At 37.4% G+C, this 24,915-nt stretch carries 20 protein-coding genes; 11 read left to right on the top strand and 9 right to left on the bottom strand.

Annotated features, from left to right (window positions below; all coding sequences use genetic code 11):
- The first annotated feature begins 77 nt into the window (after nucleotides 1-77).
- The 4 genes from ftsY (at nucleotide 78) to DSM02_RS10935 (ending at nucleotide 4,715) form a co-directional block, all read left to right on the top strand.
- Nucleotides 78-1,031, top strand: a complete 954-nt coding sequence (gene ftsY, locus DSM02_RS10950; protein WP_128765674.1) for a signal recognition particle-docking protein FtsY — start codon at nucleotides 78-80, stop codon at nucleotides 1,029-1,031.
- A gap of 82 nt (nucleotides 1,032-1,113) precedes the next feature.
- On the top strand, nucleotides 1,114-2,754 hold the full coding sequence (locus DSM02_RS10945; protein ID WP_128765673.1) for an amidase family protein: 1,641 nt from the start codon (nucleotides 1,114-1,116) through the stop codon (nucleotides 2,752-2,754).
- A 179-nt stretch (nucleotides 2,755-2,933) separates the two neighbouring features.
- Nucleotides 2,934-4,241 (top strand): 30S ribosomal protein S12 methylthiotransferase RimO, encoded by a 1,308-nt coding sequence (gene rimO, locus DSM02_RS10940; protein ID WP_128765672.1) that lies wholly within the window; start codon nucleotides 2,934-2,936, stop codon nucleotides 4,239-4,241.
- A gap of 33 nt (nucleotides 4,242-4,274) precedes the next feature.
- On the top strand, nucleotides 4,275-4,715 hold the full coding sequence (locus DSM02_RS10935) for a hypothetical protein (RefSeq protein WP_128765671.1): 441 nt from the start codon (nucleotides 4,275-4,277) through the stop codon (nucleotides 4,713-4,715).
- Here the strand turns inward: DSM02_RS10935 and DSM02_RS10930 are convergent.
- The 3 genes from DSM02_RS10930 to DSM02_RS10920 all read right to left on the bottom strand — a co-directional run bounded on the left by DSM02_RS10930 (nucleotide 4,678) and on the right by DSM02_RS10920 (nucleotide 8,970).
- Complete coding sequence (locus tag DSM02_RS10930) at nucleotides 4,678-5,688, bottom strand: carboxypeptidase-like regulatory domain-containing protein (RefSeq protein WP_128765670.1); 1,011 nt, start codon at nucleotides 5,686-5,688, stop codon at nucleotides 4,678-4,680. The two genes, DSM02_RS10935 and DSM02_RS10930, sit on opposite strands and share 38 nt — an antisense overlap.
- Before the next feature lie 227 nt (nucleotides 5,689-5,915).
- The gene (locus DSM02_RS10925) at nucleotides 5,916-6,338 is read right to left on the bottom strand and encodes a mechanosensitive ion channel domain-containing protein (RefSeq protein WP_128765669.1); all 423 of its coding nucleotides are present in this window, start codon (nucleotides 6,336-6,338) and stop codon (nucleotides 5,916-5,918) included.
- A 160-nt stretch (nucleotides 6,339-6,498) separates the two neighbouring features.
- A complete protein-coding gene (locus tag DSM02_RS10920; RefSeq protein WP_128765668.1) occupies nucleotides 6,499-8,970 on the bottom strand; it encodes a M14 family metallopeptidase in 2,472 nt (823 codons plus the stop codon).
- Nucleotides 8,971-9,280: 310 nt separating this feature from the next.
- Between DSM02_RS10920 and bshC the strand changes: the two genes are divergently transcribed.
- Nucleotides 9,281-10,885: a bacillithiol biosynthesis cysteine-adding enzyme BshC gene (gene bshC / locus DSM02_RS10915; protein ID WP_128765667.1), complete on the top strand. Its 1,605-nt coding sequence runs from the start codon at nucleotides 9,281-9,283 to the stop codon at nucleotides 10,883-10,885.
- 32 nt (nucleotides 10,886-10,917) lie between these two features.
- Here bshC and DSM02_RS10910 read toward each other — a convergent pair whose 3' ends face one another.
- The 6 genes from DSM02_RS10910 to DSM02_RS10885 form a co-directional block, all read right to left on the bottom strand.
- Nucleotides 10,918-11,631, bottom strand: coding sequence for a YqjF family protein (locus tag DSM02_RS10910; RefSeq protein WP_128765666.1), 714 nt, complete (start codon nucleotides 11,629-11,631; stop codon nucleotides 10,918-10,920).
- A complete protein-coding gene (locus DSM02_RS10905; RefSeq protein ID WP_128765665.1) occupies nucleotides 11,628-12,080 on the bottom strand; it encodes a sterol desaturase family protein in 453 nt (150 codons plus the stop codon). The genes DSM02_RS10910 and DSM02_RS10905 overlap by 4 nt, the downstream gene beginning before the upstream one ends.
- A 1-nt stretch (nucleotide 12,081) precedes the next feature.
- Entirely contained in the window at nucleotides 12,082-12,921 is an 840-nt protein-coding gene (locus DSM02_RS10900) for a phytoene/squalene synthase family protein (RefSeq protein ID WP_128765664.1), read from the bottom strand.
- Nucleotides 12,922-12,930: 9 nt separating this feature from the next.
- The gene (locus tag DSM02_RS10895; protein ID WP_128765663.1) at nucleotides 12,931-14,391 is read right to left on the bottom strand and encodes a phytoene desaturase family protein; all 1,461 of its coding nucleotides are present in this window, start codon (nucleotides 14,389-14,391) and stop codon (nucleotides 12,931-12,933) included.
- 7 nt (nucleotides 14,392-14,398) lie between these two features.
- The gene (locus DSM02_RS10890; RefSeq protein ID WP_128765662.1) at nucleotides 14,399-15,304 is read right to left on the bottom strand and encodes a MerR family transcriptional regulator; all 906 of its coding nucleotides are present in this window, start codon (nucleotides 15,302-15,304) and stop codon (nucleotides 14,399-14,401) included.
- Between the two features lie 134 nt (nucleotides 15,305-15,438).
- Nucleotides 15,439-16,128: an NUDIX hydrolase gene (locus DSM02_RS10885; protein ID WP_128765661.1), complete on the bottom strand. Its 690-nt coding sequence runs from the start codon at nucleotides 16,126-16,128 to the stop codon at nucleotides 15,439-15,441.
- Nucleotides 16,129-16,459: 331 nt separating this feature from the next.
- On the opposite strand from DSM02_RS10885, the gene DSM02_RS10880 reads away from it, so the two are divergent.
- The 6 genes from DSM02_RS10880 (at nucleotide 16,460) to DSM02_RS10855 (ending at nucleotide 24,911) form a co-directional block, all read left to right on the top strand.
- On the top strand, nucleotides 16,460-18,010 hold the full coding sequence (locus DSM02_RS10880; RefSeq protein WP_128765660.1) for an alpha-N-arabinofuranosidase: 1,551 nt from the start codon (nucleotides 16,460-16,462) through the stop codon (nucleotides 18,008-18,010).
- A gap of 67 nt (nucleotides 18,011-18,077) precedes the next feature.
- The gene (locus tag DSM02_RS10875; protein ID WP_128765659.1) at nucleotides 18,078-19,094 is read left to right on the top strand and encodes a glycoside hydrolase family 43 protein; all 1,017 of its coding nucleotides are present in this window, start codon (nucleotides 18,078-18,080) and stop codon (nucleotides 19,092-19,094) included.
- A 3-nt stretch (nucleotides 19,095-19,097) separates the two neighbouring features.
- A complete protein-coding gene (locus DSM02_RS10870) occupies nucleotides 19,098-20,078 on the top strand; it encodes an arabinan endo-1,5-alpha-L-arabinosidase (protein WP_128765658.1) in 981 nt (326 codons plus the stop codon).
- Nucleotide 20,079: 1 nt separating this feature from the next.
- A complete protein-coding gene (locus DSM02_RS10865; protein WP_128765657.1) occupies nucleotides 20,080-22,440 on the top strand; it encodes a glycoside hydrolase family 127 protein in 2,361 nt (786 codons plus the stop codon).
- 82 nt (nucleotides 22,441-22,522) lie between these two features.
- Nucleotides 22,523-24,220 carry a ribulokinase gene (locus DSM02_RS10860; protein ID WP_128765656.1) on the top strand — a complete coding sequence of 566 codons (1,698 nt, stop codon included), beginning with the start codon at nucleotides 22,523-22,525 and terminating at the stop codon, nucleotides 24,218-24,220.
- Nucleotides 24,213-24,911 carry an L-ribulose-5-phosphate 4-epimerase gene (locus DSM02_RS10855; RefSeq protein WP_128765655.1) on the top strand — a complete coding sequence of 233 codons (699 nt, stop codon included), beginning with the start codon at nucleotides 24,213-24,215 and terminating at the stop codon, nucleotides 24,909-24,911. Before DSM02_RS10860 ends, DSM02_RS10855 begins: the two co-directional genes overlap by 8 nt.
- Nucleotides 24,912-24,915: the final 4 nt, after the last annotated feature.

Below are 24,915 nucleotides of genomic sequence, written 5' to 3'. Positions count from 1 at the left end.
ATTTTTAATTTCAACAAGTTTTTAAATAGCATTAAAGAGAATACCTTTGCACTGCTAACCAATGCATCCTGAATACGATGAGTTTTTTCAAAAAAATATTTTCAAAAGAAAAAAAAGAAACTTTAGACAAAGGTCTGGAGAAAACAAATACGAATTTTTTAAACAAATTAGGAAAAGCTGTTGCTGGTAAAAGCAAAGTAGATGATGAGGTTTTAGATAGTCTTGAAGAGATTTTAGTTTCCAGTGATGTTGGAGTAGCTACTACCATTAAAATCATAGACAGAATTGAAGAGCGCGTAGCGAGGGATAAGTATTTAGGCACAGAAGAACTCAATACGATTCTTAGAGAAGAGATCGCCGGTTTGATGAGTGAGACCAATTCAGGTGATGCTACAGACTTTTCGGTTCCTGCTAAAAAACCTTATGTGATTATGGTAGTGGGTGTGAATGGTGTAGGTAAAACCACGACCATTGGTAAGTTAGCTTATCAGTTTAAAAAGAAAGGGCTTAATGTTGTTCTGGGAGCAGGTGATACCTTTAGAGCAGCTGCTATAGATCAACTACAAATCTGGGCAGATCGCGTAGATGTTCCTATTGTAAAACAACAAATGGGTAGTGACCCTGCTTCAGTGGCTTTTGATACGGTGCAAAGCGCTGTTAAAATGAATGCTGATGTAGTGATCATAGATACCGCTGGACGTTTACATAATAAAGTCAATTTGATGAATGAACTGACTAAAGTAAAGCGTGTGATGCAAAAAGTTGTTGATGATGCACCAGACGAAGTCCTATTGGTTTTAGATGGATCTACCGGGCAGAATGCTTTTGAGCAGGCTAAGCAGTTTACAGCTGCTACAGAAGTAACTTCTTTAGCCGTTACTAAACTAGATGGTACGGCAAAAGGTGGCGTGGTAATTGGTATTAGTGATCAATTTCAAATTCCTGTAAAATATATAGGTGTAGGCGAGGGAATTGAAGATTTACAAGTATTCAATAAGATTGAGTTCGTAGATTCCTTTTTTAGAGTATAAAATTTACCAAATTGTTTAAAATATAAAGGCGTCCATTTTTATGAGATGCCTTTTTGTATTTTAGGAGGAAAATTAAAACCCTATGAAAAAAAAAATACTTGTTTGTACGCTATTTATACTGCTCTCTTGTAAAAAAGAATCGAACTCCAATACTCAGGAAAGCCCAGAAATTGAAACGGACAGTATTCAGGAACGCGAGTATGCCGTCTTAGATTCTAAGGTTTTAGATACATCAGTTTTATGGAAATCATTCAATTTTGAGGTAAAAACATTTATCGAAACGAAGTACGATAAACTCAAACCTCTGATTTTTGAAAAAACAATTCCTGAAATTCAACAAGCCGTTGCAGATGGTAAGCTTACCTATGAAGAGCTTACCTTATTTTATCTAAGTCGAATCAAAAAATACGACCGAAATAATGACCTGTCTTTAAACTCGGTTATTGCTTTAAATCCTAAGGTGCTGGATGAAGCACGGCAGTTAGATACGATAGAGATTGAAGCGATAGATTGTTATTCAATCTACGGGATGCCGGTTTTGCTGAAGGATAACATAAATGCTGCAGATATGCCTACAACAGCCGGTGCGGTTGTTTTTGAGAACAACACTACTGGTGACGCTTTTATTACTCAAAAATTAAAAGAAAACGGAGCTTTGATTCTTGGTAAAGCTAATTTGAGCGAGTGGGCGTATTTCTTTTGTGGTGATTGCCCTAGTGGGTATTCTGCAGTAGGTGGTCAAACTCTAAATCCTTACGGAAGAAAAATTCACGATACTGGCGGTTCCAGTTCGGGTAGCGGTGTTTCGATGGCGGCTAATTTTGCTGTCGCCGCGGTAGGTTCAGAAACTAGTGGCTCTATTTTGTCACCATCAAGTTCAAACTCAGTTGTAGGTTTGAAGCCTACAATAGGTTTACTTTCTCGTGGAGGAATTGTGCCCATCTCAAGTACGCTAGACACCCCGGGGCCGATGACACGCTCTGTGATTGACAATGCGATTATGCTTCAGGCAATGACCGGCCTGGATTCTGAAGATGAAAAGGCTGTAAGTCTAAATGCCCCGCAAACAAATTATATCAACGCTTTGAAGAATTTAGATCCTGAACGATTCTTAAAAGAAAAGCGCTTAGGATATTACAAAGGCTATGAGGATACCTTGTACGTGCAGGCAGTACAGGCGTTAGAAGAAGCTGGCGCTACTTTAATTGAGTTAACTCGACCTGAAATTGATTTACCGCAATTTGTACGGGTTTTAAACTTGGATATGAAAGTAGATTTACCTGCTTACATCTCAAAATATGGTTCTGAAAAACTTTCAGTAAATGACTTAGATGAAATCACAGTTTACAACAAAGAAGATTCTTTGATTAGAATGCCTTACGGTCAAAAATTACTTTATGGGGTTTTAGCAGATTCTGCTTCTGCCGAAGAGTTCACAGCAATTAAAGATACCTTAGAGCGCAATGGAAGACGGTTCTTTGATGAACCGATAAAAGCCAATAATCTAGATGCTGTACTTTCAATAAATAACTATATGGCAGGATATGCTGCTGTGGCAAAATATCCTGCGATTACGGTACCTATGGGTTATCAGAAGGATAATCGCCCGATGGGATTAACGTTTATCGCACCCACACTATCAGAAGCTCAGTTATTAGAACTAGCTTTTGCGTATGAGACGATTTCAAAAAAGAGAAAGACTCCTGCAGATTTTAAGGAGTGATTCTTTTCATTAATTCTTACTCAAATAATCTAATTACTCATCTAAGAGCAATTCAGTACCAAAGCTATAAGCGAGATTAAAAAGTAACGGTCTCCTATTAACCGAATTTAAGATTCATCTAATTTAAGGCATAAAATCGTTAAAACACCGTATCTTTGCGCCCCAAAATAAAGAGCATTATGCGTACTAAAACCCTTAAGAAGAATAAAATAAACGTAGTGACCTTAGGTTGCTCTAAGAACGTTTATGACAGTGAAGTTTTGATGGGACAATTGCGGGCAAATAACAAAGAAGTTGTTCACGAAGAAGAAGGTAATGTGGTGGTTATCAACACGTGTGGTTTTATTGCTAATGCTAAAGAAGAATCGGTTAATACGATTTTAGAATACGTTCAGAAAAAGGAAGACGGTATCGTAGATAAGGTTTTTGTAACCGGTTGTCTTTCTGAACGCTATAAGCCTGATTTGCAGCAGGAAATTCCGGATGTTGATCAGTATTTTGGAACTACAGAATTACCCGGATTATTAAAGGCTTTAGGAGCAGATTATAAGCATGAGTTGATAGGAGAACGCTTGACTACTACTCCAAAAAACTATGCCTATTTAAAGATTGCTGAAGGCTGTGATCGCCCTTGTTCGTTTTGTGCTATCCCGTTAATGCGGGGCGGACATAAAAGTACGCCGATAGAAAAACTGGTGATTGAAGCTGAAAAGCTTGCCGCAAATGGAATTAAAGAACTGATTCTTATCGCCCAGGATTTAACCTATTATGGTCTTGATCTGTATAAAGAACGTGCACTGGCAAAGCTTTTACGCGAACTCGTAAAAGTTGAAGGTATTGAGTGGATTCGTCTGCATTATGCGTTTCCTACCGGTTTCCCGATAGATGTACTCGACGTGATGAATGAAGAATCTAAAGTTTGTAATTATATTGACATCCCGTTGCAACACATCTCGACCAAGTTGCTGAAGTCTATGCGCCGTGGGACGACTTATGAAAAGACCAATGCACTATTGCATACTTTTAGAGAGAAAGTACCGCAAATGGCGATTAGGACTACACTAATCGTAGGATATCCCGGCGAAACTCAAGAAGATTTTGAGCTGTTACGCGATTGGGTAAAAGAAATGCGTTTTGAGCGTTTGGGTTGTTTTACCTACTCTCATGAAGAAAATACACATGCGTATAATCTAGAAGATGATGTTCCTGAAGATGTAAAAATGGAGCGTGCTAACGAAATTATGGCGTTGCAATCACAGATCAGTTGGGAGTTGAATCAAGAGAAAATAGGGAAGGAGTTCCGTATTGTTATTGACCGAAAAGAAGGAAACTACTTTGTAGGCCGTACGGAATTTGACTCGCCAGATGTGGACAATGAAGTGCTTATTGACGTTTCGCAACATTATTTAAAAACCGGAGAATACACTTGGGTAAAAATCACTGAAGCTGAAGATTTTGACCTATATGCAGAGCCTGTAAAAAAATAATATTTATATTTAGAAGTATATACAGTTCTAGAGATGAAAAAAATAACTTCTAAATTACACAAAAAGCAACGTAATTCTATGTTGATTTATGGTTGTTTATATTTGGTTTTTGGTTTAATTCAAAAATATTTCGAAACTGATAACACTTTAGGTTGGGGCTACGTAGTCATAGGAATTGGAATGCTTACTTTTGTAGGTTATCAGCTTTATACTAACAGTCTATTTTCTGTTATCAAGTGGGATTATCAAAAACTGACGCTAAAAGCACCAGAACAAAAACCAATTGTTTTTAATCGGACTGCGATCAAATCAATCAAATTGACCGAAAAGAGTTTAACGATTAACGCAGGTATGGGAAATGGCGAAATGCTGGATCTCGATTATTTCAAAGCTGAAGATTTAGCATACTTCAAAAATGATTTTATTGAGCAAAAAGTTACTCAGGGAGAAGCTTATAGTCTAACGGAAGCATAAAAGCAAATCTTCTTGTAGACATCGCACCACCCATAATTATAGCGCTGGGAGGTGTGTGATTTCCAAAAGCATCTATCATAAAAGGCTGATTGGTTTGAATAGCTGATTGTTCATCATTATCGTAAAGGATACTTAACTTTTCAACGAGCAATTTCACATAAGTTTTATCTTGAACTTTTCTAAATTCAAAATGTAAATAAGGTGGGGCTTCAAATTTATCATAGAATATTCTGAAGCCATTTTCGTGTAACTTCTTTTGAGCTAATGAACGCATAAAATGAAGTGTAGACCCTGAATAGGACTTTTCTCGATTTTTGAAGTATTTCTTACGTGTTTTCTTTTTCAATTCCTGATAAAAACTAAAGCCTTCATAGTAAACCATATTTACAAATTGCATTCCTGCATTAAGGCTTTTTTCATAATTTACATGAAAATCGTTTAAGGTATAGTTTACCGTATATCCCAGATATTTATTTTCAATAATAAGGGGCTCGTTAGCCCAAGCGGTAAGTTTTAATTGGGATGGACTGTAATGAAGTTTGAGGACCTCAGGATTACGTATCTTACATTTTAGAGCTTCTTGTGAGTGTCCTAGAAATTCAAGCATAAACACTTTTAATTTGCGTTCGCGCGTCCAGGGATCGGTTTCAAGAAATACTTGATCCAGTTGCTCAGTCATTTCTTCTAAGTAAACCGGAGGCATCTTCCCATCTGTATTTAAATAGTTGTTGATGTAAACCGGTGAATAGCCCATCATTGTGAGGACTAACGGACTTTTTATACCTTCTTGTACTGGAATGGAGTAGTGCCCGTTTTGGTTAGTTATTGTACCTATTGTTGTGCCATCAAAATAAATACTAACAGCTTCCAGAGCCGTCGAGTCTTTAGCGCTGTAAACATATCCGCTAAGTTGCTTTTGTCCCGATGCAGTTACATAGAATAGTAAGCCTGTAAAAAACAAAAAGATACGCATAGAACAAAAATAACTATTATTATAGTTATAAAACTACAATAATAGTTATAAATCTGAATACTTAAATGCTTTTATTTTGTCAAAGATTTTTGAGGTTCTAAATTTTGATCAACAACTTGTACCTCAAGTCCTAATTACTAAATTTTTTTGAGCTGAGTTTTAGCATCACCCACAATGAAATATATGAGTTTATCAGGGTCAGCATATTTTTTAGCGATATTTTTAATTTAATCAAGTGCAGTATCTGTGCCCGGTGTGTTTTTATTTTCTTGTTCTTCTTCCAGTTTTTTTATTTCTTCAAAGAATTCCTCAGGTTTCATTATTCGCATTGTTTTTTGAACAACAATTGTGTTTGCTAGGGTATAGACGTGATTGTCTTTATTCCGCAGGTGTAAAAAGAAAAGGGTGATGTTTTCAACTTGTCCTGACATCGGAAAATCTTTATCTACGATTTCTACATAATCACCAATTTTCAAAGGATGATTAAAAAAGAGAATCAATCCTGAAGTGATGTTGCATAACAACGACCATTGCGCGAAAAATGCCACTCCCAGAATTGTGATTACAGACCCAATACCGGCAATTACATCTGCTCCCGAAAAGCCCCAAATAATTACCATAGAAAAGCCCAGCACCAGAAAAAATAGCATGTTCAGGACTTTGACGGTTATTTGTTTTCGCGTAATATCAAAGTTAGCCTTCTTAAATCGTCTGATAATGAGTTTAGATACTGCATATCGTATTACTAGTAATACAAATAAGAGTACAAAACTCTCAATTAGTTTGAGTTCAATTTCTGTGAGAATCACGTTAGTCTCTGTAGTTATTAGGGTTATTTAAAAATAGGGCATTTACAAAAAATAATTTTCCGTTTTGCCAGAATGCTCTAAAAAGCGGATCATCTACCATATATGTTACAGTACCTCGACCCATAGGCTGAACACCAAAAACCAAACTGTTTTTTAAAGCTTTTAAAGCATCTTCACCAGCGTAGCCTGATATACTTTCCGGACTGTCATCCAAATAAGCAACATTATAGCCATTGTCTAGCAAGGCATACGCATCGCTACCTATTTTTAAGCTGTAATAGGTGTCACTGTATCCAAAAGCCAACGGATGGGTGTTATCTACTTGTGTTTTAAATATACTACCGCTAATGAGGTCTGTAGCTCGTGAACTTTCACGCTCTGCATAAGGAACCAATTTATCAACAATAGTATCTCCTTTTTTTACAGGTTCAGACTCTTTTAAACCAAAACCATCTTTATCGCTAAAAGATCTTAATGCATTATCTATAGCTATTAAATTTCCACCACTACGAACCCATGACTTTAATTGATCTAAGGTGTTTTCATCAAAACGGTATCTCCCGCTAGGCAAGACCAGAATATCATAATCAGTTAGGTTTATACGCCCCAGATCTTCGGCTAAAATAGAAGTTACAGGATAATTTAATTGTTGTTCAAAAAAGTGCCAAGTCGCACCATAACTTAATGAAGAAGTTTGTTCTCCGCTTAAAACTGCGATTTTTGCTTTATTAATCAGTTTTACTGATGACGAACCAAAATCTGGACCTGCAGATGCAAAACTGGTTTTTACAGGGGTGAGTTTGCGTTTAAATTCATTAGCTATTGTAATTAATTTGGAATCAAATTCAGTTGTGTTATTATCGCTTCTAGTAATAATTAAAGAACCGGTAGGATAGTCCACCCCACTGTTTGTAAAAGCTTTTTCAGAAAACCGAACCTTAATATTTGCCTGAAGCAAGGCACTTAAGAATTTTGCATCCTCCATACTATTCCATTTTGAGATATAGCCGGCTGCATTTTTTGATAGTACATTACGCTCAGGAGTTAAAGGATCTGTAGCGGTCTCAGAATTAGCTTTTGTACTTGCAACCGCTTCTAAACCGTATGCATATGATAAACACCAAGCTGTTATATCATAAGTCAGCGGCGTAGACAAAGCTGCTTCTGGCTCAAAAAGTACGTGTACCAGTTTACCTTTAGGTTGATCTGTACTTACTACAAGAGCCTGATCATAACTCATACTTTCTTGCTTCTTAGAATTATAGTTGTAACCGCTGGTTTTTCCGGAAGAAGCAAATCGATATTGTATATCGTGTAAATCTAATAATTCAGCCAAAGCAGCCAGATGATCTTTTTCACCGCTAATTGTGAAATTTTTATAGGTTACATCAGAATTGCTGTAATACTTTTTAAATTCAGAATTAAGTCTTTCTACGTTTTTGCTAGCCATTTCAACAGTAGAAATACCTGTAGTAACATGATGGGCTACGCGATCTACTAATGTTAGAATTGTACCGTCTGATTTTTTGATGCCTAAACCTGCACGCCCACCGCCTGCTTGCTCATAAGTCATGCCTATAGAGCCGGTGTAAGTAGGGTAGGTGTCACCATAACTTGGATAAAGTAGATCGAACACTTCTCGGGTAAAAAACAGCCATCCGTTTTGATCAAAATACTTAGCGTGGTTGGTTCCTATTTCTTGCTGAAATTGAAATTGAAATGGCGTAATTATCTTGTGATAAGGTTCTGCTGCTGGCGCAAAATAATACGGGTTATTTATGCCTTGCTCGTGAAAATCTACGTGAATATGAGGCAACCAACTGTTATAAACTTTTAAACGCTGCCGGGTTTCCTTTTGAGTTGCCCAAGCCCAATCGCGGTTTAGATCAAACAAGTAATGGTTTGCTCTACCACCAGGCCAGGGCTCGTTATGCTCAGCAGCATCAGGATTGGTGTCGAATGGAGTTGCTTTTACTTTATTATACCAGTTAGCATAACGATCCCTACCATCAGGATTAATGCAAGGATCAATAATAACAACGGTATTTTTCAACCACTCTTTTTTATTCGTGATTAACTCATAAAGGGTAAGCATAGAAGTTTCTGTGCTGCTTGCTTCATTACCGTGTACATTATAACTCAACCAAATTATGGCTTTATCAGGATTTGCAGATCCACTTTCAATACCGGCGTTTTGAAGTTGGTTGGTTCTTATGGTTTCAATATTCGCCTGGTTTTCTGGAGTTGTAACTATGGCATAGGTTAAGGGTCTGCGCTCATTGGTTTTTCCATACTCTTTATAAGTAACCCAATCAGAATTTGAAGCTACATATTCAAAATAGGACACAACATCTGCGTGTCTAGAGAATTCTGTCCCTATTTTATATCCTAGAAATTCTTCGGGCGACTGCAGAGATTGAGAGAAACTCAAACTAGTAAAAAGTAGGGTAATTAATAGTGTAAATCTGTACATACAATAATTAGGTTAGTAAGCAGTATTTTGGCCAAGTCCAAGAAATCATTTATAAAAGCATATTTACTTAGAATATAGCCTCTAAAAGATTAAATCTCGATTATCGAGCGAACAGTAAAACTACTAAAATTGTGAGTAAGTTGTTCTCTGTGAATTAACGTAAATTTGGGCTGTAAAAGTGGGCTATTCTTTTATTTTTGCTCTCGTTGTGAAATCTAAAATTTGACTACTTATAATTACCTTGAAAACTAGTTTTTGACGATTAAAGTAATAATTTTTGCGGAATCGTTGATATTGAAAAAAGAACTCCATGTCAATTCATAAAATAGCGTATAAAGAAACCGGATATTTCTCTAAACTCATTTGTGATTATCTAGAAGATAAAGAGAGTCTGAATCAATTTTATAGCAATTTTCCGACATTGGAGAATTTTAAAAAACAGCTAGAAGCAAAATCTTTTTCTTCAGAAAATCGTTCTGTTTTAGTTTCCGCTTTGCGTAATCAATATAAAAACTTAGAAGCAGGAGAGACTGTAGAATCAGCTGTAAAGCAATTAGAACAAGAAAATACATTTACTGTAACAACTGGTCACCAACTTAACTTATTTACCGGGCCACTTTATTTTTTGTATAAGATTATAAGCACCATTACGCTTTCGCGAAAGTTAAAAGAGGCCTATACTGAGTATAATTTCGTTCCGGTTTATTGGATGGCTACCGAAGATCATGATTTTGACGAAATCAATTATTTTAGACTTCACGGTAAGAAAATACAATGGAACCGGGAGGACATACAGGATAATGATAAGGGAGCAGTAGGTGTTCTTAAAACGGAAGGGCTCCAAGAGGTTTTTAATCTTATTTGCGCAGAATTAGGAAATACCCATTTAGCTAAAGAGCTTTGTAATTTGTTTGAATCTGCTTACCTCAAACACGACACGCTTACGGAAGCGACCCGTTTTTTAGCACATCATATTTTTAGTCAATATGGGTTAGTGATTGTAGATGGTGATGATCACCAGTTGAAGTCTATTTTTGCTCCTTATATGAAACAAGAGTTGCTTAAGAACAAAGCTTATAAAGCTGTGACTACACAAGCAGAGAAACTGGAAAAAGCGGGGTACTCTATTCAAGTTAATGCCCGGGAGATCAACCTTTTTTATCTGGCAGACGGTATTAGAGAACGTATTATTGAAAGGGACAGTCGTTATTTTGTAAATGATACTTCAATTGAATTTTCTGAGGAAGAATTATTAGTTAAATTAGAAGAAACACCTGAATCATTTAGTCCTAACGTGATAATGCGACCTTTGTATCAAGAGGTTATTTTGCCTAATCTAGCGTATATAGGTGGAGGCGGAGAGATTGCATATTGGTTAGAATTGAAAAGTTTTTTTGATGCTGTTGAAGTCACGTTCCCAATGTTGATGGTTCGCAATTCTGCATTATTAATAACCGAAAAGCAACAGGAGAAATTAAAAAAACTCAACGTTTCAATAGAAGATCTTTTTCTCAACCAGAATGATCTCGTTAATCGAAAGATTAGAAAAATATCAAATATAGATGTTGATTTTAGTTCGCAAAAAGAATATCTCGTCAAACAGTTTGAGGATTTATACAAATTGGCATCAGAAACAGATGCTTCCTTTTTAGGAGCTGTAAAAGCTCAGGAGGTAAAGCAGTTAAAAGGTTTAGATCACCTCGAAAAACGCTTACTTAAAGCCCAAAAGAAAAAATTAGGAGATCACGTAAGAAGATTAACCACTATTCAAAACGAGCTTTTCCCGTTAGAAAATTTACAAGAGCGTATCATGAACTTTTCTGAATTTTATTTAGAATACGGTTCAGATTTGATCCCGCAATTGTTTGAAGCCTTAGATCCTTTAGATTATAGATTTACGGTAATCATTAAATAGTTTGGGTTAAAAGGTTTCTGTTTTTAAAGAGCTTACTTTTTAATAAGCTTTTTACCTTCAATACTAATAGCAGAACCTTCCATACATTGTACAGAATCAGGATCGCGAGTAGATAGTTCATTAAATTCCGAACCGTAGATTTTTCCGAAGTCAAAAATCACTTCATAATCCAGTACTTTATAAGCTTCCCAAATAGGGTGACGCACTTCGTACTCCCAGGTTTGATTCTTATTCTTTTTACTGTAACCCCAAAAGTGTTCTGTAATGAATTCGGTTATACTGCCGGGTTTATAGTTGTGCGTTTTAGTAGCTGTTGCGACTTGAAACAATTGCCAGTTCTCTTCAAAGTCTAACCCATAACTAAAGAAGTTTTCTTCATCAGTAAGGTCGTGCTTATAGTGCATCTTAAAAACGCTGTATTGCTCATTATAAAGCAAGTTAGCAACCCAGGCAATAGCAGGTTTTCTAACGATTTCAGATATGAAAACCGTACCACGCTTCCAGATTTTACCATCAAAATACTTTACGTAAAACCTGAGATTAATTTCTTCAAACCGCTTATGGAAAGGAATTGTGATGCCTTTAAGTTTAACATCGTCAAATAAAAAACCTACAAGGCTTACGTAACATTTACCTTCATAAAAATCAAGTTCTGTATGTGCAGGCACATAAGGCTTGAGTATCTCAGGGTCTATGGTATAATTAGCAAAGCAGAGCTTTTTCCAAGAAGCGGTTAAAAAGCTCATTTATTTTTGAAGTACTTTAAGGGAGGAGCAAGCATTCCAAAACATTCACCTTCTTCTTTGCCTAAATGTTTATGATGAATTTTATGAGCTCTTCTAATTCCCTTAGCATACCAATTGTTAGCATTTCTAAAAAGTTTAAAACGCTGGTGGATAAAAATGTCATGTACCATAAAATAGGCAACACCGTAGGCAAAAATACCAAGTCCTATAGGTAAACCAATCCACACATTTTCATATTGCCATAACAGAAAGCAACCTATACTTACTAATGCGTAAAAGATGAAAAAAAAATCATTGCGTTCCCACCAGGAGCCGTGGTCTTTATGATGGTGATCTCTGTGTAATGACCACAAAAAACCGTGCATAACATATTTATGAGTAAACCAAGCCATAAACTCCATAATGCCAAAAGTGAGCAAGAAAATAAAAATCCAGAGTAATGTTTGCATTTTAAATAAGGTTTAATCTATATTTTACATAACTGCGCGCCAGTAGAGATGCTTTCACATAATTAGGAACACGAATACGTGCATTTTTTATCTCCAAAGACGGAGTGTTCTTTAACTTGAGCAATAATTTTCTGTAATAACGGTATGCAGTATAAACACCAAATTTTGCTTCTACAGGCAATTTACAAATACCAGCAAGACCTTTTGCAAAGTCAGCTTCAATTTCTGCAATGATTTTTTGTTTTGATGCTTCGTCTAAAGCATTCAGATTAGTATTGGGAAAATACGTTCTGCTCAATTCTTCGTGATCTGCTTTAAGATCTCTTAAGAAATTTACTTTTTGAAAGGCAGAGCCTAGGCTTTGTGCACTTTCTTTAAGTTCATCATATTTAGCTCTGTCTCCTTTTACAAATACAGTAAGGCACATAAGCCCTACGACATCAGCAGAGCCATAAATATAATTTTTGTATTCCTCTTGCGTAAGGTATTTGCTTTTAGAAAGATCAAGGCGCATACTGTTCATAAAAGCATCTACAAGATGTTTTTCGATTTTATAGGTATGGAAAGTATGCTGAAATGAGTTGAGAATAGGATTTAAACTTATTTTGTGTTCAAGTGCGTGCTCCAAGTCATTTTCAAAGCGCTCAAAGAGTTCTTCTTTATCATAATCGTGAAAGGTATCTACGATTTCGTCTGCAAACCTTACAAAACCATAAATGTTGTGAATGTCCTTCCTGATACTCGGGGCAAGCATACGGGTAGCCGTAGAAAACGAGGTACTATAGGAGCGCGTCACCGTTTCTGAACAAGCTAAGGATACGTTGTCGAAAATTTCTTTCATTTCTTTTTCTTAGTCATTTTTAGTTATCAAACCGGCCACTAGTTTACCGGAGATTAGAGCAGGAGGAACTCCCGGTCCCGGGACAGTGAGTTGGCCTGTAAAGTAGAGGTTATCAACTTTTTTACTCTTGAGTTTAGGTCTTAAAAATGCGGTTTGTAACAGGGTATTCGCTAATCCGTACGCATTTCCTTTATATGAATTGTATTCTTCAACGAAGTCATTTACACAAAAGGATTCCTTAAATATAATATTTTTTTTAACAGATTGATCCGTAAGTTCTTCAAGTCGATTTATAATTATTTCAAAATATTTTTCGCGCTGTTCTGGAGAATCGTAAACCCCGGGAGCCAACGGAATCAGAAAAAAACCAGCTTCTTTACCTTTTGGCGCCATGCTATCGTCTGAAATAGATGGGAAGTTTGCATAAAATAAAGGTTCGTCTGGCCATTCTGGTTCATCATAAATTTCACGGGCATGTTTTTCAAAATCCACATCAAAAAACAAGGTATGATGATTAACATGTTCAATTTTTTTATCAAAGCCTACATAAAATAGTAGAGAAGAGGGAGCAAATACTTTTTTATCCCAGTATTCTTCAGAATATTGTCTGAGGTTTTTAGGAAGTAAGGTTTCGGTGTGGTGATAGTCGGCGCCACTAAGTACAATATCTGCTTCAATAGCTTTACCGTTTACTTCAATTCCTGTAGCTTTTGAACCTGATGTACGAATGCGCCCAATAGTGCTGTTCACGTAAGTTTTAACCCCAAGACCTTCGGCTAAATTAACCATTGCAGAAACAACAGCGTGCATCCCATTTTTAGGGTGAAATGTTCCTATACCAAAATCAGCATAATTCATAAAGCTATAAAAAGAAGGCGTTTTATCGGGCTTTGCACCTAAGAATAAAACCGGGAATTCCAGTATTGAAATCAGTTTTGGATTCTTAAATGATTTGCGCACATCTTTACTTATCGTGCTAAAAAAACTACCTATTTTTTTAATTGTAGCAGGCGTCACAAGTTCAAGTGGAGAAACTCCGGGACGATATACTAAATCCTTTATCGCAACATCATAATTGGCACGGGCTTCGTCTATAAACCCCTGTAGTTTTGAAGCGCTACCCGGCTCAATACGCTCAAAAGTCGCTTTAATTTTTTCTAATGTATCTTCAATAGTGATGTATTGATTTTTACCAAAATATACACTGTAAGCAGGATTCAATTTTTCTAGCGAATAGTAGTCTGAGGTTTTCTTACCAAAATCTTCAAAAAATCGATCAAATACATCTGGCATCCAGTACCACGATGGTCCCATATCAAAGGTGAAACCCTCGCGTTTAAATTGTCTTGCACGCCCACCCAGACTGCTGTTCTTTTCGTAAATACTTACATCATACCCGTCTTTAGCTAAGTAACAAGAAGCTGCAAGAGCTGAAAAACCAGAACCTATAATTACAATTTTTTTAGACATAAATGATTTAGTTAAGCAGCGTCATAAACGCATCTATAGATTTTATAAGTTTTACGTTTTTAGGCATTTCTGATTGTTCAACCGGTTGTATGATTCTTCCTAGAAGGTATAAGGGCATATTATTTTGACCGATATCTTTATTGAAACGTTTTACAAAATTGGCTACAGAAATTTCACAGGGATTAACCGTAAGATAGGATACAAAATGAGGTTGTTGTTGTGTACTTGCTAGGTATTTTAAATCTTCAATCTGAATATTCTGACCAAGGTATACACACTTAAAGCCATGTGCAACAATCTCATAATTGAGAAACATCAATCCTAAATCGTGAATTTCATTTTCTGGTAAAAAGAGAATGAACATTTTTTCACATCCATCACGATCAGCATTTTCTAAAAGCTCTTTATTGATAAGAATTTTTTGTTTGATAAGGTTTGAAATGAAATGCTCGTGAGCAGGATTAATAACTCCAGATTGCCAGAGTAAGCCTATGTTTTCTAATAATGGGATGAATATTTTAAAAAAGATTTCTCTAAACGATAGCGATTGTTTTAAAGTTGCATAGGCTCTATTGAAAAGCTTCTGATCAAAATTCATCATCGCAATTTTAAATGAATTGATTGCATGATGATTAATACCCATATCGTCTTCTTCAACAATATCTGAAACTAGCGCTGCAATCTTTTTACTTGAGTGCTTTGCAATTTTTGAAATCTTATAATTGTGGTCTAATAAGAAGGTGACGTTTAATAATTTTTGAAGATCCTCTATGGAATAGGTGCGAATATTTGTTTCAGTTCTATCTGGTTCGAGTAGATTATAACGGCGTTCCCACATACGTATTGTATGTGCTTTTATACCACCAAAGCTTTCTAAATCTTTGATGCTAAAAGAGGTTTTTACCGTATTCATAAACTGTATGTAGTCGTTCTCAAGTACTCAAATTTAATGTTTTGTTTAAAAGAATTGTCTAAAACTTCAACAAAACAGAAACTTTAGCATTGTATTAAGAAAAACGGTAGGAATGGACTAAAGAAGGAGAAATGTTATATCTTAAAAGTAATACCGTCTTCTACGTTTCGGTCGTATTTCTCTTTGTCAAATTGGTAGAGGTATGAACCTTTTCTAGATGAGGTCATATCTTTCTCCTCAAGTTTTACCAGAATGTCCAGACCATTTACTTTATTAATAAAATTACGTTTGTCTAATTTTTCGTCTAAAATAGACTCATATAATTTTTGCAATTGGCGCATTGTGAATTTTTCCGGAAGGAGCTCAAAACCAATGGGTTTTGAAATAGCTCTGCGGCGTAATCTTAAAATGGCTTTTTGTACCATTTGATTGTGGTCAAATATGAGTGATGGTGCTTCTTCTATACTGAACCATTTAGCAGAATATTGCTCAATGAGCTTTTCGTCGTGATCTTCAATATTAATTAAAGCAAAATATGCCACGGAAAGCGTTCGCTCTACAGGATCCCGGTCTATTTTGCTAAAATTGTAAAGTTGCTCCATATATATTTTATCAAAACCGGTAAGGTGGTTCAAAATACGATTTGCAGCATCATCTAAAGTTTCAGTCATTTTTAGAAATCCACCTATAAGAGACCATTTACCTTTTTCAGGTTCAAAATCCCGCTTGATCAAGAGAATTTTTAAATCTTCCTGATCAAATCCAAAAATGATACAATCTACCGCAAGAAGCACTTTGTCTTCGGTATTGTAGTTATTGAGCATAACAATACAATTAATTAAAAGCTAAAATATAGAATATAGCTAAGTGAGAACCAAAAATAAAATAAATGTTGATGATACAGTAATAAATATAACTTGTTATTAATAAAACAAGAACTTCGGATTGGTATGAATTAAAATTATTTAAAATAATCTTTATTCCTTCACAATCTTTATTTACATTTGGAAATGTAATAATAACACTTATTTTAATGCGGGAATACTAAACAATTTTGATTTTATAGTTAGATGTTACGAAATCGATACATTTTTAGTAAATACTATTCACGTGGAAGTAGAATTATAAAACACTTAAACACCAAATAATTTAAAGATGAAGAGTAAACTACAAATTATAGGTGCATTCTTAGTAGCATTTTGCTGCGTCTCTTTAGTGAATGCTCAAGATGCGACGATTAAAATTAAACCTTCTGAAGATGCTCCCACAATTAGTAAACATATCTATGGGCATTTTGCAGAGCACCTGGGAAGATGTATTTATGATGGCCTTTATGTGGGCGAAAAAAGTAATATTCCAAATACAGAAGGGGTACGTATTGACATTATCAACGCACTTAAGGATCTTAAGATTCCTAATTTACGCTGGCCGGGAGGTTGTTTTGCAGATACCTATCACTGGAAAGACGGTGTGGGGCCACAAAGCGAGCGACCTACAATTGTGAATACTTGGTGGGGTAATGTAACCGAAGACAACAGCTTTGGTACGCATAACTTTTTAAACCTCTGTGAAGAGCTTGGTGCGGAACCTTATTTAGCAGGTAACGTAGGAAGTGGAGAAGTACAGGAATTATCTGACTGGGTACAGTATGTAAACTTTGACGGGATAAGCCCTATGTCTGACTGGCGTAAAGAAAACGGTCGTGAAAAGCCCTGGGGTGTAAAATACTGGGGTGTAGGCAATGAAGCATGGGGATGCGGAGGAAACATGAGGGTAGAATATTATGCAGACATCTACCGCAAGTATGCCACCTTTATGTCTGATGCGGGACTTGAAGGGGGATTGTATAAAATTGCTTCAGGAGCCAGCAATGACGATTATCACTGGACTGAAGTATTGATGCGTGACATTCCTCATAACTTACTTCAGGGTGTTGCTTTACATCATTATTCGGTGATTGACTGGAATGCAAAGGGACCTTCAGTAGGATTTTCTGAAGATCAGTATTTTAAAACCATGCAGCAATCATGGTTGATGGAAGAACTCGTTACCAAGCATGTTGAGATCATGGATAAATACGACCCTAAAGGTAAAGTTGACCTTGTCGTAGACGAGTGGGGCGGCTGGTATGATGTAATGGAAGATACCAACCCTGGCTTTTTATACCAACAAAACACCATGCGTGATGCGATGATTGCCGGTATGACGTTGAATATCTTTCATAATCACGCAAGACGCGTAAAAATGGCCAATCTGGCTCAGGTGGTAAACGTGCTTCAGGCTGTAATTCTTACCGAAGGAGAGAAGATGATTCTTACGCCTACCTATCACGTTATGAAAATGTATAACGTCCATCAGAATGCACAGCTTATTCCTGTAGAACTTGACACACCTAATTATGAGTTTGGCGGTGAAAAGCTTCCTGCGGTAAATGCTTCGGCTTCTAAAGATGCAAGTGGTAAGGTACATATCTCTTTAGTGAATATTGATTCTAAAAAGTCAAATAAAGTAAGTATTGATGTTGACGCTTTAAAAATCAAAAACATCACAGCAAACATTCTGACTTCAAAAACACTGGATGATCACAATACATTTGAATCACCAGAAACGATTACACCTAAAATTTTTAAAGACTTCAAGTTGAAGAAGGGTAATCTTGAGGTAGAACTACCTCCTTTCTCTGTAGTGGTTCTTGAAGCTGAATAAAGAAGAGATATACTTTAGTGTCTAGTTTATTTATAGGTATTAATATTTGCATCTTTAATTCAGAATTATGAAAAATTTGTTTTTCTCTATTGTGGTATTTGGAATGCTTTTTAGCATTTCAGAACCAATTCTAGCTCAGCAAGATGATGTTGAGGTCGTTCGCGGAGATGCACTTTTTGAAAAGTTAGAAGCGTCTTACAATAACCCAATAGTAACAGATAAGTACACCGCAGACCCTGCAGCATTGGTGCATGATGATCGGGTATACATTTATGCTGGTCATGACCAGGCACCTGATGATCAGGAGCGTTACATAATGGATGAGTGGCTGTTGTATTCTTCAGGTGATATGATCAACTGGAAAGAGCATCCGGTACCTTTAAAACCCACAGATTTTGTCTGGGCAATTCATTCTGCCTGGGCTGCTGAGGTTGTAGAGAAAGACGGTAAGTTTTACTGGTTTGTAACTGTTGAACATAACGATTCTAAACCCGGTAAGGCGATAGGTGTGGCTGTTGCAGATAGTCCTGAGGGGCCCTGGAAAGATGCTTTGGGTGAAGCCTTGATCACAAATGATATGACTACCCAGACTGATATCAGCTGGGATGATATTGACCCTACGGTTTTTATTGATGATGACGGAACCCCATATCTATATTGGGGAAATCAGGTGTGTAAATATGTAAAACTCAAAGGCAATATGATTGAGATGGACGGTCCTATTCACACGATTGACCTTCCTAAATTTACTGAAGCACCATACATACACAAACGTGGTGACTGGTATTATCTTTCTTATGCGTACGATTTTCCGGAGAAAACCGCTTATGCGATGTCAAAATCTATAACAGGTACCTGGGAATATAAAGGCATTTTAAATGAGGTGGCGGGCAACTCCAATACGAACCACCAATCTATTATTGAATTTGAAGGTAAGTGGTATTTTATTTACCATAATGGAAGTATTCCAACCCACGGAAGCAGTTTTCACCGCTCGGTTTGTATAGATCGATTATACTACAATGAAGATGGAACCATCAAACGCATTGTGATGACCTCAGAAGGCATTCAATCTGAAAATTAGACTATGAAAATTTTATTCACTTTTTTAAGCCTGTTTGTTTTCAGTAATTTTTTTGCGCAAGATATACGGGTGCACGACCCCGTCGTAATCAAACAAGGGGATACGTACTATATCTTTTGTACCGGAAGAGGAATTTCTGTTTTCAGTTCACCAGACCTTAAAAACTGGGAGCGAGAACCACAGGTTTTTACTGAAGAACCGGTCTGGGCAGATGATGTTGCTGCCGATTTTAATAATCACATTTGGGCTCCGGATATTACGTTTTATAATGGTAAGTATTATTTGTATTATTCAGTTTCCGCATTTGCGAAAAATACTTCGGCAATTGGATTGACTATTAATACAACGCTAGATGCTGAAGACCCCAATTACAAATGGGAAGATCAGGGAATTGTTATACAGTCTGTACCCAACCGTGATTTATGGAATGCTATAGATCCTAATCTTGTTTTTGATGATAATGAAACACCATGGTTGGCTTTTGGTTCGTTTTGGGACGGACTCAAAATGGTAAATCTTTCTAAGGATTTAAAAACCGTTGCCCAACCACAAGAGTGGCATACTATCGCACGGAGAGAACGTTCTTTTGATTTAGCAGATGCAGATCCCGGCGATGCTGCTTTAGAAGCACCTTTTATCTTCAAAAAGAACGGCTGGTACTACCAGTTTTTATCTTGGGATTTGTGCTGTCGTGGTGAAAATAGCACTTATAAAGTTGTGGTAGGTCGTTCTAAAAATGCTGTAGGACCTTATGTTGACAAGGAAGGTAACGCATTAAATAACGGAGGAGGAACCTTGATTATTGAAGGAAATGACAACTGGTATGGTGCTGGTCACAATAGTGCTTACACTTTTGACGGGAAGGATTACATCATTTTTCACGCCTATGATGCTAATGACAAGGGGGCGCCGAAATTAAAAATTTCTGAATTAACCTGGGATGCAGAAGGCTGGCCAAATTTAAAAGAAAAAGTTCTCGATTAATATGAAATATTTAGTTTTTAGTTTTTTAGTTTTTAGTCTTTCTGCTTCAGCACAGCAAGCAATAGAAATGTTTCCGTTGAATCAGGTTTCAGTTACTGAAGGCGTATTTAAAGAAGCTGCTTTAACCGATTTTGAATACATAAAGCAACTCGATCCAGACCGTTTATTAGCTCCTTTTCTAAGAGAGGCGGGTTTAGAACCAAAAGCAGAATCCTACACCAACTGGGAAAATACGGGACTTGACGGGCACACCGCAGGGCATTACCTTTCTGCATTGTCTATGTATTACGCCTCTACAGGCGACCCGGAAGCTAAAAAATTATTAGATTATTCACTTTCTGAACTGTACCGTGCGCAACAAACCAATGCAAATGGATATGTAGGTGGTATTCCGGGAAGCAAGGAATTATGGGGCGAAATCAAAGCCGGTAAAATCAATGCCTCAAGTTTTGGACTTAATAACCGTTGGGTGCCGCTATACAATATTCACAAGACGTTTAACGGACTAAAAGATGCCTGGGTGCACGCCCGGAATCCGCTGGCCAAAGAAATGCTCATCGATTTGACAGATTGGTTTATGGCCACTACCGCAGACCTTTCGCAGGAGCAAATTCAGGATATGTTGCGCTCGGAACACGGCGGACTTAATGAAGTTTTTGCTGAGGTTTACGCAATCACCGGCGATAAAAAATACCTGAAACTGGCTAAAGATTTTTCCCAATTTGCTTTGTTAGAGCCTTTAGCAGCTGATGAAGACATTTTAACCGGAATGCATGCCAATACCCAAATCCCAAAATTCATCGGTTTTGAGCGTATCAGTCAATTGGAAGAAGCCAAAAAATACCATCAGGCAGCGTCTAATTTTTACGATAATGTAACCTCTAAACGCAGCCTGAGTATTGGAGGAAACAGTGTACGCGAGCATTTCAATCCCATTGATGATTTTTCGTCGGTAATGAGCAGTGAGCAGGGACCAGAAAGTTGTAACACTTACAATATGCTTAAGCTGAGCAAGCTTTTATTTGAAGATACGGCCGACGAAAGCTATATGGAGTTTTACGAGCGCGCATTATACAATCACATTTTGTCAACCCAAAATCCGGAAGGTGGCTTTGTCTATTTTACACCGATGCGTCCCGGTCATTACCGGGTGTATTCGCAGCCAGAAACCAGTTTTTGGTGTTGCGTAGGTTCGGGACTGGAGAATCATACCAAGTATAACGAACTCATTTACGCCAAAGCAGATGATAAGCTTTATGTAAATCTGTTTATTCCTTCTGAAGTAAAATGGGAGGAGAAGCAGTCTTCTTTAAAGCAAGAAACCAATTTCCCAGAAGCCGATTTTACAGAATTGATTTGGCAAAGCCGAAAAAAAACAAAAGCAACCCTGATGTTGCGTTATCCAGAATGGGTTAAAGCTGGAGAATTAAAAGTTTATGTAAACGGAAAACTTCAGCAAATAGCGGCAACTCCGGGTTCATACATTCCGCTTGAGCGCAAATGGAAAAACGGCGACCGCGTGAAGATGGAATTACCGATGCACCTCAGTCTGGAGCAAATTCCTGACGAATCGGGTTATGTTTCGGTTAAATACGGTCCGCTGGTTTTAGCTGGGGTAACTGGAGACGAAGATCAAAAAGGATTGTTTGCAGACGACAGTCGAGGCGGGCATATTGCTAACGGTCCATTTCTTCCTTTAAACGAGGCGCCTACATTTGTGGTGAAAAAAGATACCTCAATACTTGATCAGATTAAACCGATTCCCGGTAAAGCCTTACAATTTACCGCTTCGCAGCTGCTTTATCCTGATACTTATAAGGACTTGGTGCTTCAACCCTTTTATAAAATCCATGAGAAGCGCTACACCATTTATTTTAAAACGGAAACCCCGGAAAGTCTTGCAGAAATGCAGCGCAAGCTTGAAGAGCGACAAAAAGCAGAAGCCTACCTGAGATCTATCACGCTGGATTATGTGGCTCCCGGTGAGCAACAACCAGAATCTGATCACGGATTTGATTCTCAAAATTCCAATAGCGGGGTACACAAAAACCGCCATTGGCGGGACGCGACGGGTTGGTTTAGTTACGAGCTCAAAAATAAAGAGGCAGAGGCAAAAACCCTGCGTATCACCTACTACGGCAAAGACTCGGGACGCAATTTTAAAATCCTGATTAACGGAAATGTTATTGCTACGCCAGAGCTAACAGGAACACAGGGAGATGTTTTTTACGATGTAGATTACCCGTTGCCGCAAGAACTGGTTGAGGAAAACGAAATTCTTAACCTGCGTTTTGAAGCATTGCCGGGCTCTGTAGCAGGCGGAATTTATGGCGTTCGTCTGTTGAATGAAGAAGTAAACTAAAATAGTTAAAATTATTTTAAATGTATCTTTTACATTTTTAATTTGAAAATAGTAGATTTGTCTGATAACAAGTGATTGTTTTATGAAAGAATATGTCATTGGCTTAGATTACGGTTCAGATTCTGTACGGGCTGTTTTAATAGATGCTGCTAACGGTCAGGAAATTGAGGCCGAAGTGAGTTATTACCAACGTTGGAAAAAGGGATTGTTTTGTAATCCATCGGAAAATCGTTTTCGCCAACATCCATTAGATCATTTAGAAGGATTAGAGAATACGATAAAAGCTGTTGTTTCAAGAAGTGGTGTTCCTGCTGCATCTGTAAAAGGGATTTGCATAGACACAACAGGTTCTTCTCCAATTCCGGTAAATGCAGCGGGAATTCCGCTTTCACTTACTGAAGGCTTTGAAGAAAATCCGAATGCCATGATGGTGTTGTGGAAAGATCACACTGCTATAGCAGAAGCTAATGAAATCAATGAACTGGCTCGCAATTGGGGCGGGGAAGATTTTACAAAATATGAAGGTGGAATTTATTCTTCAGAATGGTTTTGGGCAAAAATTTTACATGTAGTTCGTGAAGATCAAAAAGTAATGGAAGCTGCGCATTCTTGGATGGAGCATTGCGACTGGATAACTTATGCGTTACTTGAAGACGTTTCTCTTGATGATTTTAAACGTAGCCGTTGCGCGGCAGGTCACAAAGCGATGTGGCACGAGAGCTGGGGCGGTCTTCCCCCCGAAGAATTTCTAGGGAAATTACATCCGTATCTGGCTACACTTAGAGATAACTTATATTCAGAAACCTATACATCAGACGAAATAGCTGGCAATTTAAGTGCTGCCTGGGCAGAAAAATTGGGTCTAACTACAGATACGGTTATAGCGGTGGGTACTTTTGATGCGCACGCAGGTGCCGTTGGAGCTAAGGTTGAAGAGCACACATTGGTTCGTGTAATGGGAACTTCTACTTGTGATATCAGTGTTTCTTCACCAGAAGTTACTGCAAATAAAACTGTACGCGGTATTTGTGGTCAGGTTGATGGTTCAGTTATTCCGGGGCTTGTAGGTCTTGAGGCCGGGCAATCTGCTTTTGGTGATCTATTAGCGTGGTTTAAAGATGTGTTGAGTTGGCCAATTGATAACCTCGTGCTTACTTCAAATATTCTTTCTGAAGAACAAAAAGAAAAGCTTAAGGCAGAAATCGAATCAGATTTTATTAGAAAATTATCTGACGAGGCTGAAGCTATTCCACATAATGAAGCTATTCCTGTTGCATTAGACTGGATTAATGGTCGTAGAACGCCAGACGCAAATCAAGAACTGGAAGCAGCGGTTACAAACCTTAATATGGGTACACGCGCGCCGCATATTTTTAAGGCTTTGGTTAATGCAATTTGCTTTGGTTCTAAAAAGATCTTAGATCGTTTTGAAGATGAAGGTATCGAAATTAAATCTGTCGTGGGTATCGGTGGCGTTGCACGTAAATCTAAATTTATAATGCAGTCACTGGCAAATACGCTTAATGTTCCTATTAAAGTTGCAGCTTCAGATCAGGCTCCAGCTCTTGGTGCAGCTGTTTATGCAGCTGTAGCAGCAGGGATTTACCCCGATGTAATTGAAGCGAGTAAAAGTCTAGGAAGTGATTATGAAGCAGAATACCATCCACAACCAGAGCATCTTGAAGAATTTGCTGATTTGATGGAGCGCTATGAAGTTTTAAGCCAATTTGTAGAAAAGTCGATTGTAAAATCTAAAAAGAAAACAGAAGCTCATGTATAAATCGTTAAAAGAGGAATGTTACGAAGCAAATATGGAGCTAGATGCTTTAGGTCTTGTTATTTATACCTTCGGAAATGTTAGTGCAGTAGATCGTAAAAATGGTGTATTTGCTATCAAACCCAGTGGTGTTCCTTATGAAAGTTTAAAACCTGAAGACATTGTTATTGTAGATTATGATAACACTATTGTTGAAGGAGATAAGCGTCCATCTTCAGATACTAAAACACATGCTTATTTATACAAGCACTGGGAAGAAGTAGGAGGTATCGCGCATACACACGCTACATATTCTGTAGCTTGGGCTCAGGCACAGATGGATATTCCAGTATTCGGAACTACACACGCAGATCATTTAACTGCAGATATACCCTGTGCACCACCTATGCACGACGATTTAATCGCTGGTAATTATGAGCACAACACAGGAATTCAAATTCTTGACTGTTTTAAGGATAAAGGTCTTGATTACAAAGAAGTAAATATGGTACTTTTGGGAAATCACGGTCCGTTTGCCTGGGGAGAAACTGCCGCTAAAGCGGTTTATAACAGTAAGGTTTTAGAAGAAGTAGCCCGTATGGCGCAATTGACGCTTCAGATAAATCCTAATGCACCAAGGCTAAAAGACTCTCTTATTAAAAAGCATTACGAGCGTAAACACGGCAAAGATGCCTATTACGGTCAGGGTTGCTAAACTA

Origin of the sequence: Leeuwenhoekiella polynyae (assembly GCF_004104075.1) — a bacterium.
GTDB classification, from domain to species: domain Bacteria; phylum Bacteroidota; class Bacteroidia; order Flavobacteriales; family Flavobacteriaceae; genus Leeuwenhoekiella; species Leeuwenhoekiella polynyae.
The sequence above is the reverse complement of the archived record's forward strand: the minus strand, read 5'-3'. Positions and strand labels throughout refer to the sequence as shown.

Excerpts from the sequence above, each read along its gene's own strand:
- ftsY (WP_128765674.1), top strand. The coding sequence starts at position 78 with ATGAGTTTTTTCAAAAAAATATTTTCAAAAGAAAAAAAAGAAACTTTA.
- DSM02_RS10945 (WP_128765673.1), top strand. The coding sequence starts at position 1,114 with ATGAAAAAAAAAATACTTGTTTGTACGCTATTTATACTGCTCTCTTGT.
- rimO (WP_128765672.1), top strand. The coding sequence starts at position 2,934 with ATGCGTACTAAAACCCTTAAGAAGAATAAAATAAACGTAGTGACCTTA.
- DSM02_RS10935 (WP_128765671.1), top strand. The coding sequence starts at position 4,275 with ATGAAAAAAATAACTTCTAAATTACACAAAAAGCAACGTAATTCTATG.
- DSM02_RS10930 (WP_128765670.1), bottom strand. The coding sequence starts at position 5,688 with ATGCGTATCTTTTTGTTTTTTACAGGCTTACTATTCTATGTAACTGCA.
- DSM02_RS10925 (WP_128765669.1), bottom strand. The coding sequence starts at position 6,338 with ATGCTATTTTTTCTGGTGCTGGGCTTTTCTATGGTAATTATTTGGGGC.
- DSM02_RS10920 (WP_128765668.1), bottom strand. The coding sequence starts at position 8,970 with ATGTACAGATTTACACTATTAATTACCCTACTTTTTACTAGTTTGAGT.
- bshC (WP_128765667.1), top strand. The coding sequence starts at position 9,281 with ATGTCAATTCATAAAATAGCGTATAAAGAAACCGGATATTTCTCTAAA.
- DSM02_RS10910 (WP_128765666.1), bottom strand. The coding sequence starts at position 11,631 with ATGAGCTTTTTAACCGCTTCTTGGAAAAAGCTCTGCTTTGCTAATTAT.
- DSM02_RS10905 (WP_128765665.1), bottom strand. The coding sequence starts at position 12,080 with ATGCAAACATTACTCTGGATTTTTATTTTCTTGCTCACTTTTGGCATT.
- DSM02_RS10900 (WP_128765664.1), bottom strand. The coding sequence starts at position 12,921 with ATGAAAGAAATTTTCGACAACGTATCCTTAGCTTGTTCAGAAACGGTG.
- DSM02_RS10895 (WP_128765663.1), bottom strand. The coding sequence starts at position 14,391 with ATGTCTAAAAAAATTGTAATTATAGGTTCTGGTTTTTCAGCTCTTGCA.
- DSM02_RS10890 (WP_128765662.1), bottom strand. The coding sequence starts at position 15,304 with ATGAATACGGTAAAAACCTCTTTTAGCATCAAAGATTTAGAAAGCTTT.
- DSM02_RS10885 (WP_128765661.1), bottom strand. The coding sequence starts at position 16,128 with ATGCTCAATAACTACAATACCGAAGACAAAGTGCTTCTTGCGGTAGAT.
- DSM02_RS10880 (WP_128765660.1), top strand. The coding sequence starts at position 16,460 with ATGAAGAGTAAACTACAAATTATAGGTGCATTCTTAGTAGCATTTTGC.
- DSM02_RS10875 (WP_128765659.1), top strand. The coding sequence starts at position 18,078 with ATGAAAAATTTGTTTTTCTCTATTGTGGTATTTGGAATGCTTTTTAGC.
- DSM02_RS10870 (WP_128765658.1), top strand. The coding sequence starts at position 19,098 with ATGAAAATTTTATTCACTTTTTTAAGCCTGTTTGTTTTCAGTAATTTT.
- DSM02_RS10865 (WP_128765657.1), top strand. The coding sequence starts at position 20,080 with ATGAAATATTTAGTTTTTAGTTTTTTAGTTTTTAGTCTTTCTGCTTCA.
- DSM02_RS10860 (WP_128765656.1), top strand. The coding sequence starts at position 22,523 with ATGAAAGAATATGTCATTGGCTTAGATTACGGTTCAGATTCTGTACGG.
- DSM02_RS10855 (WP_128765655.1), top strand. The coding sequence starts at position 24,213 with ATGTATAAATCGTTAAAAGAGGAATGTTACGAAGCAAATATGGAGCTA.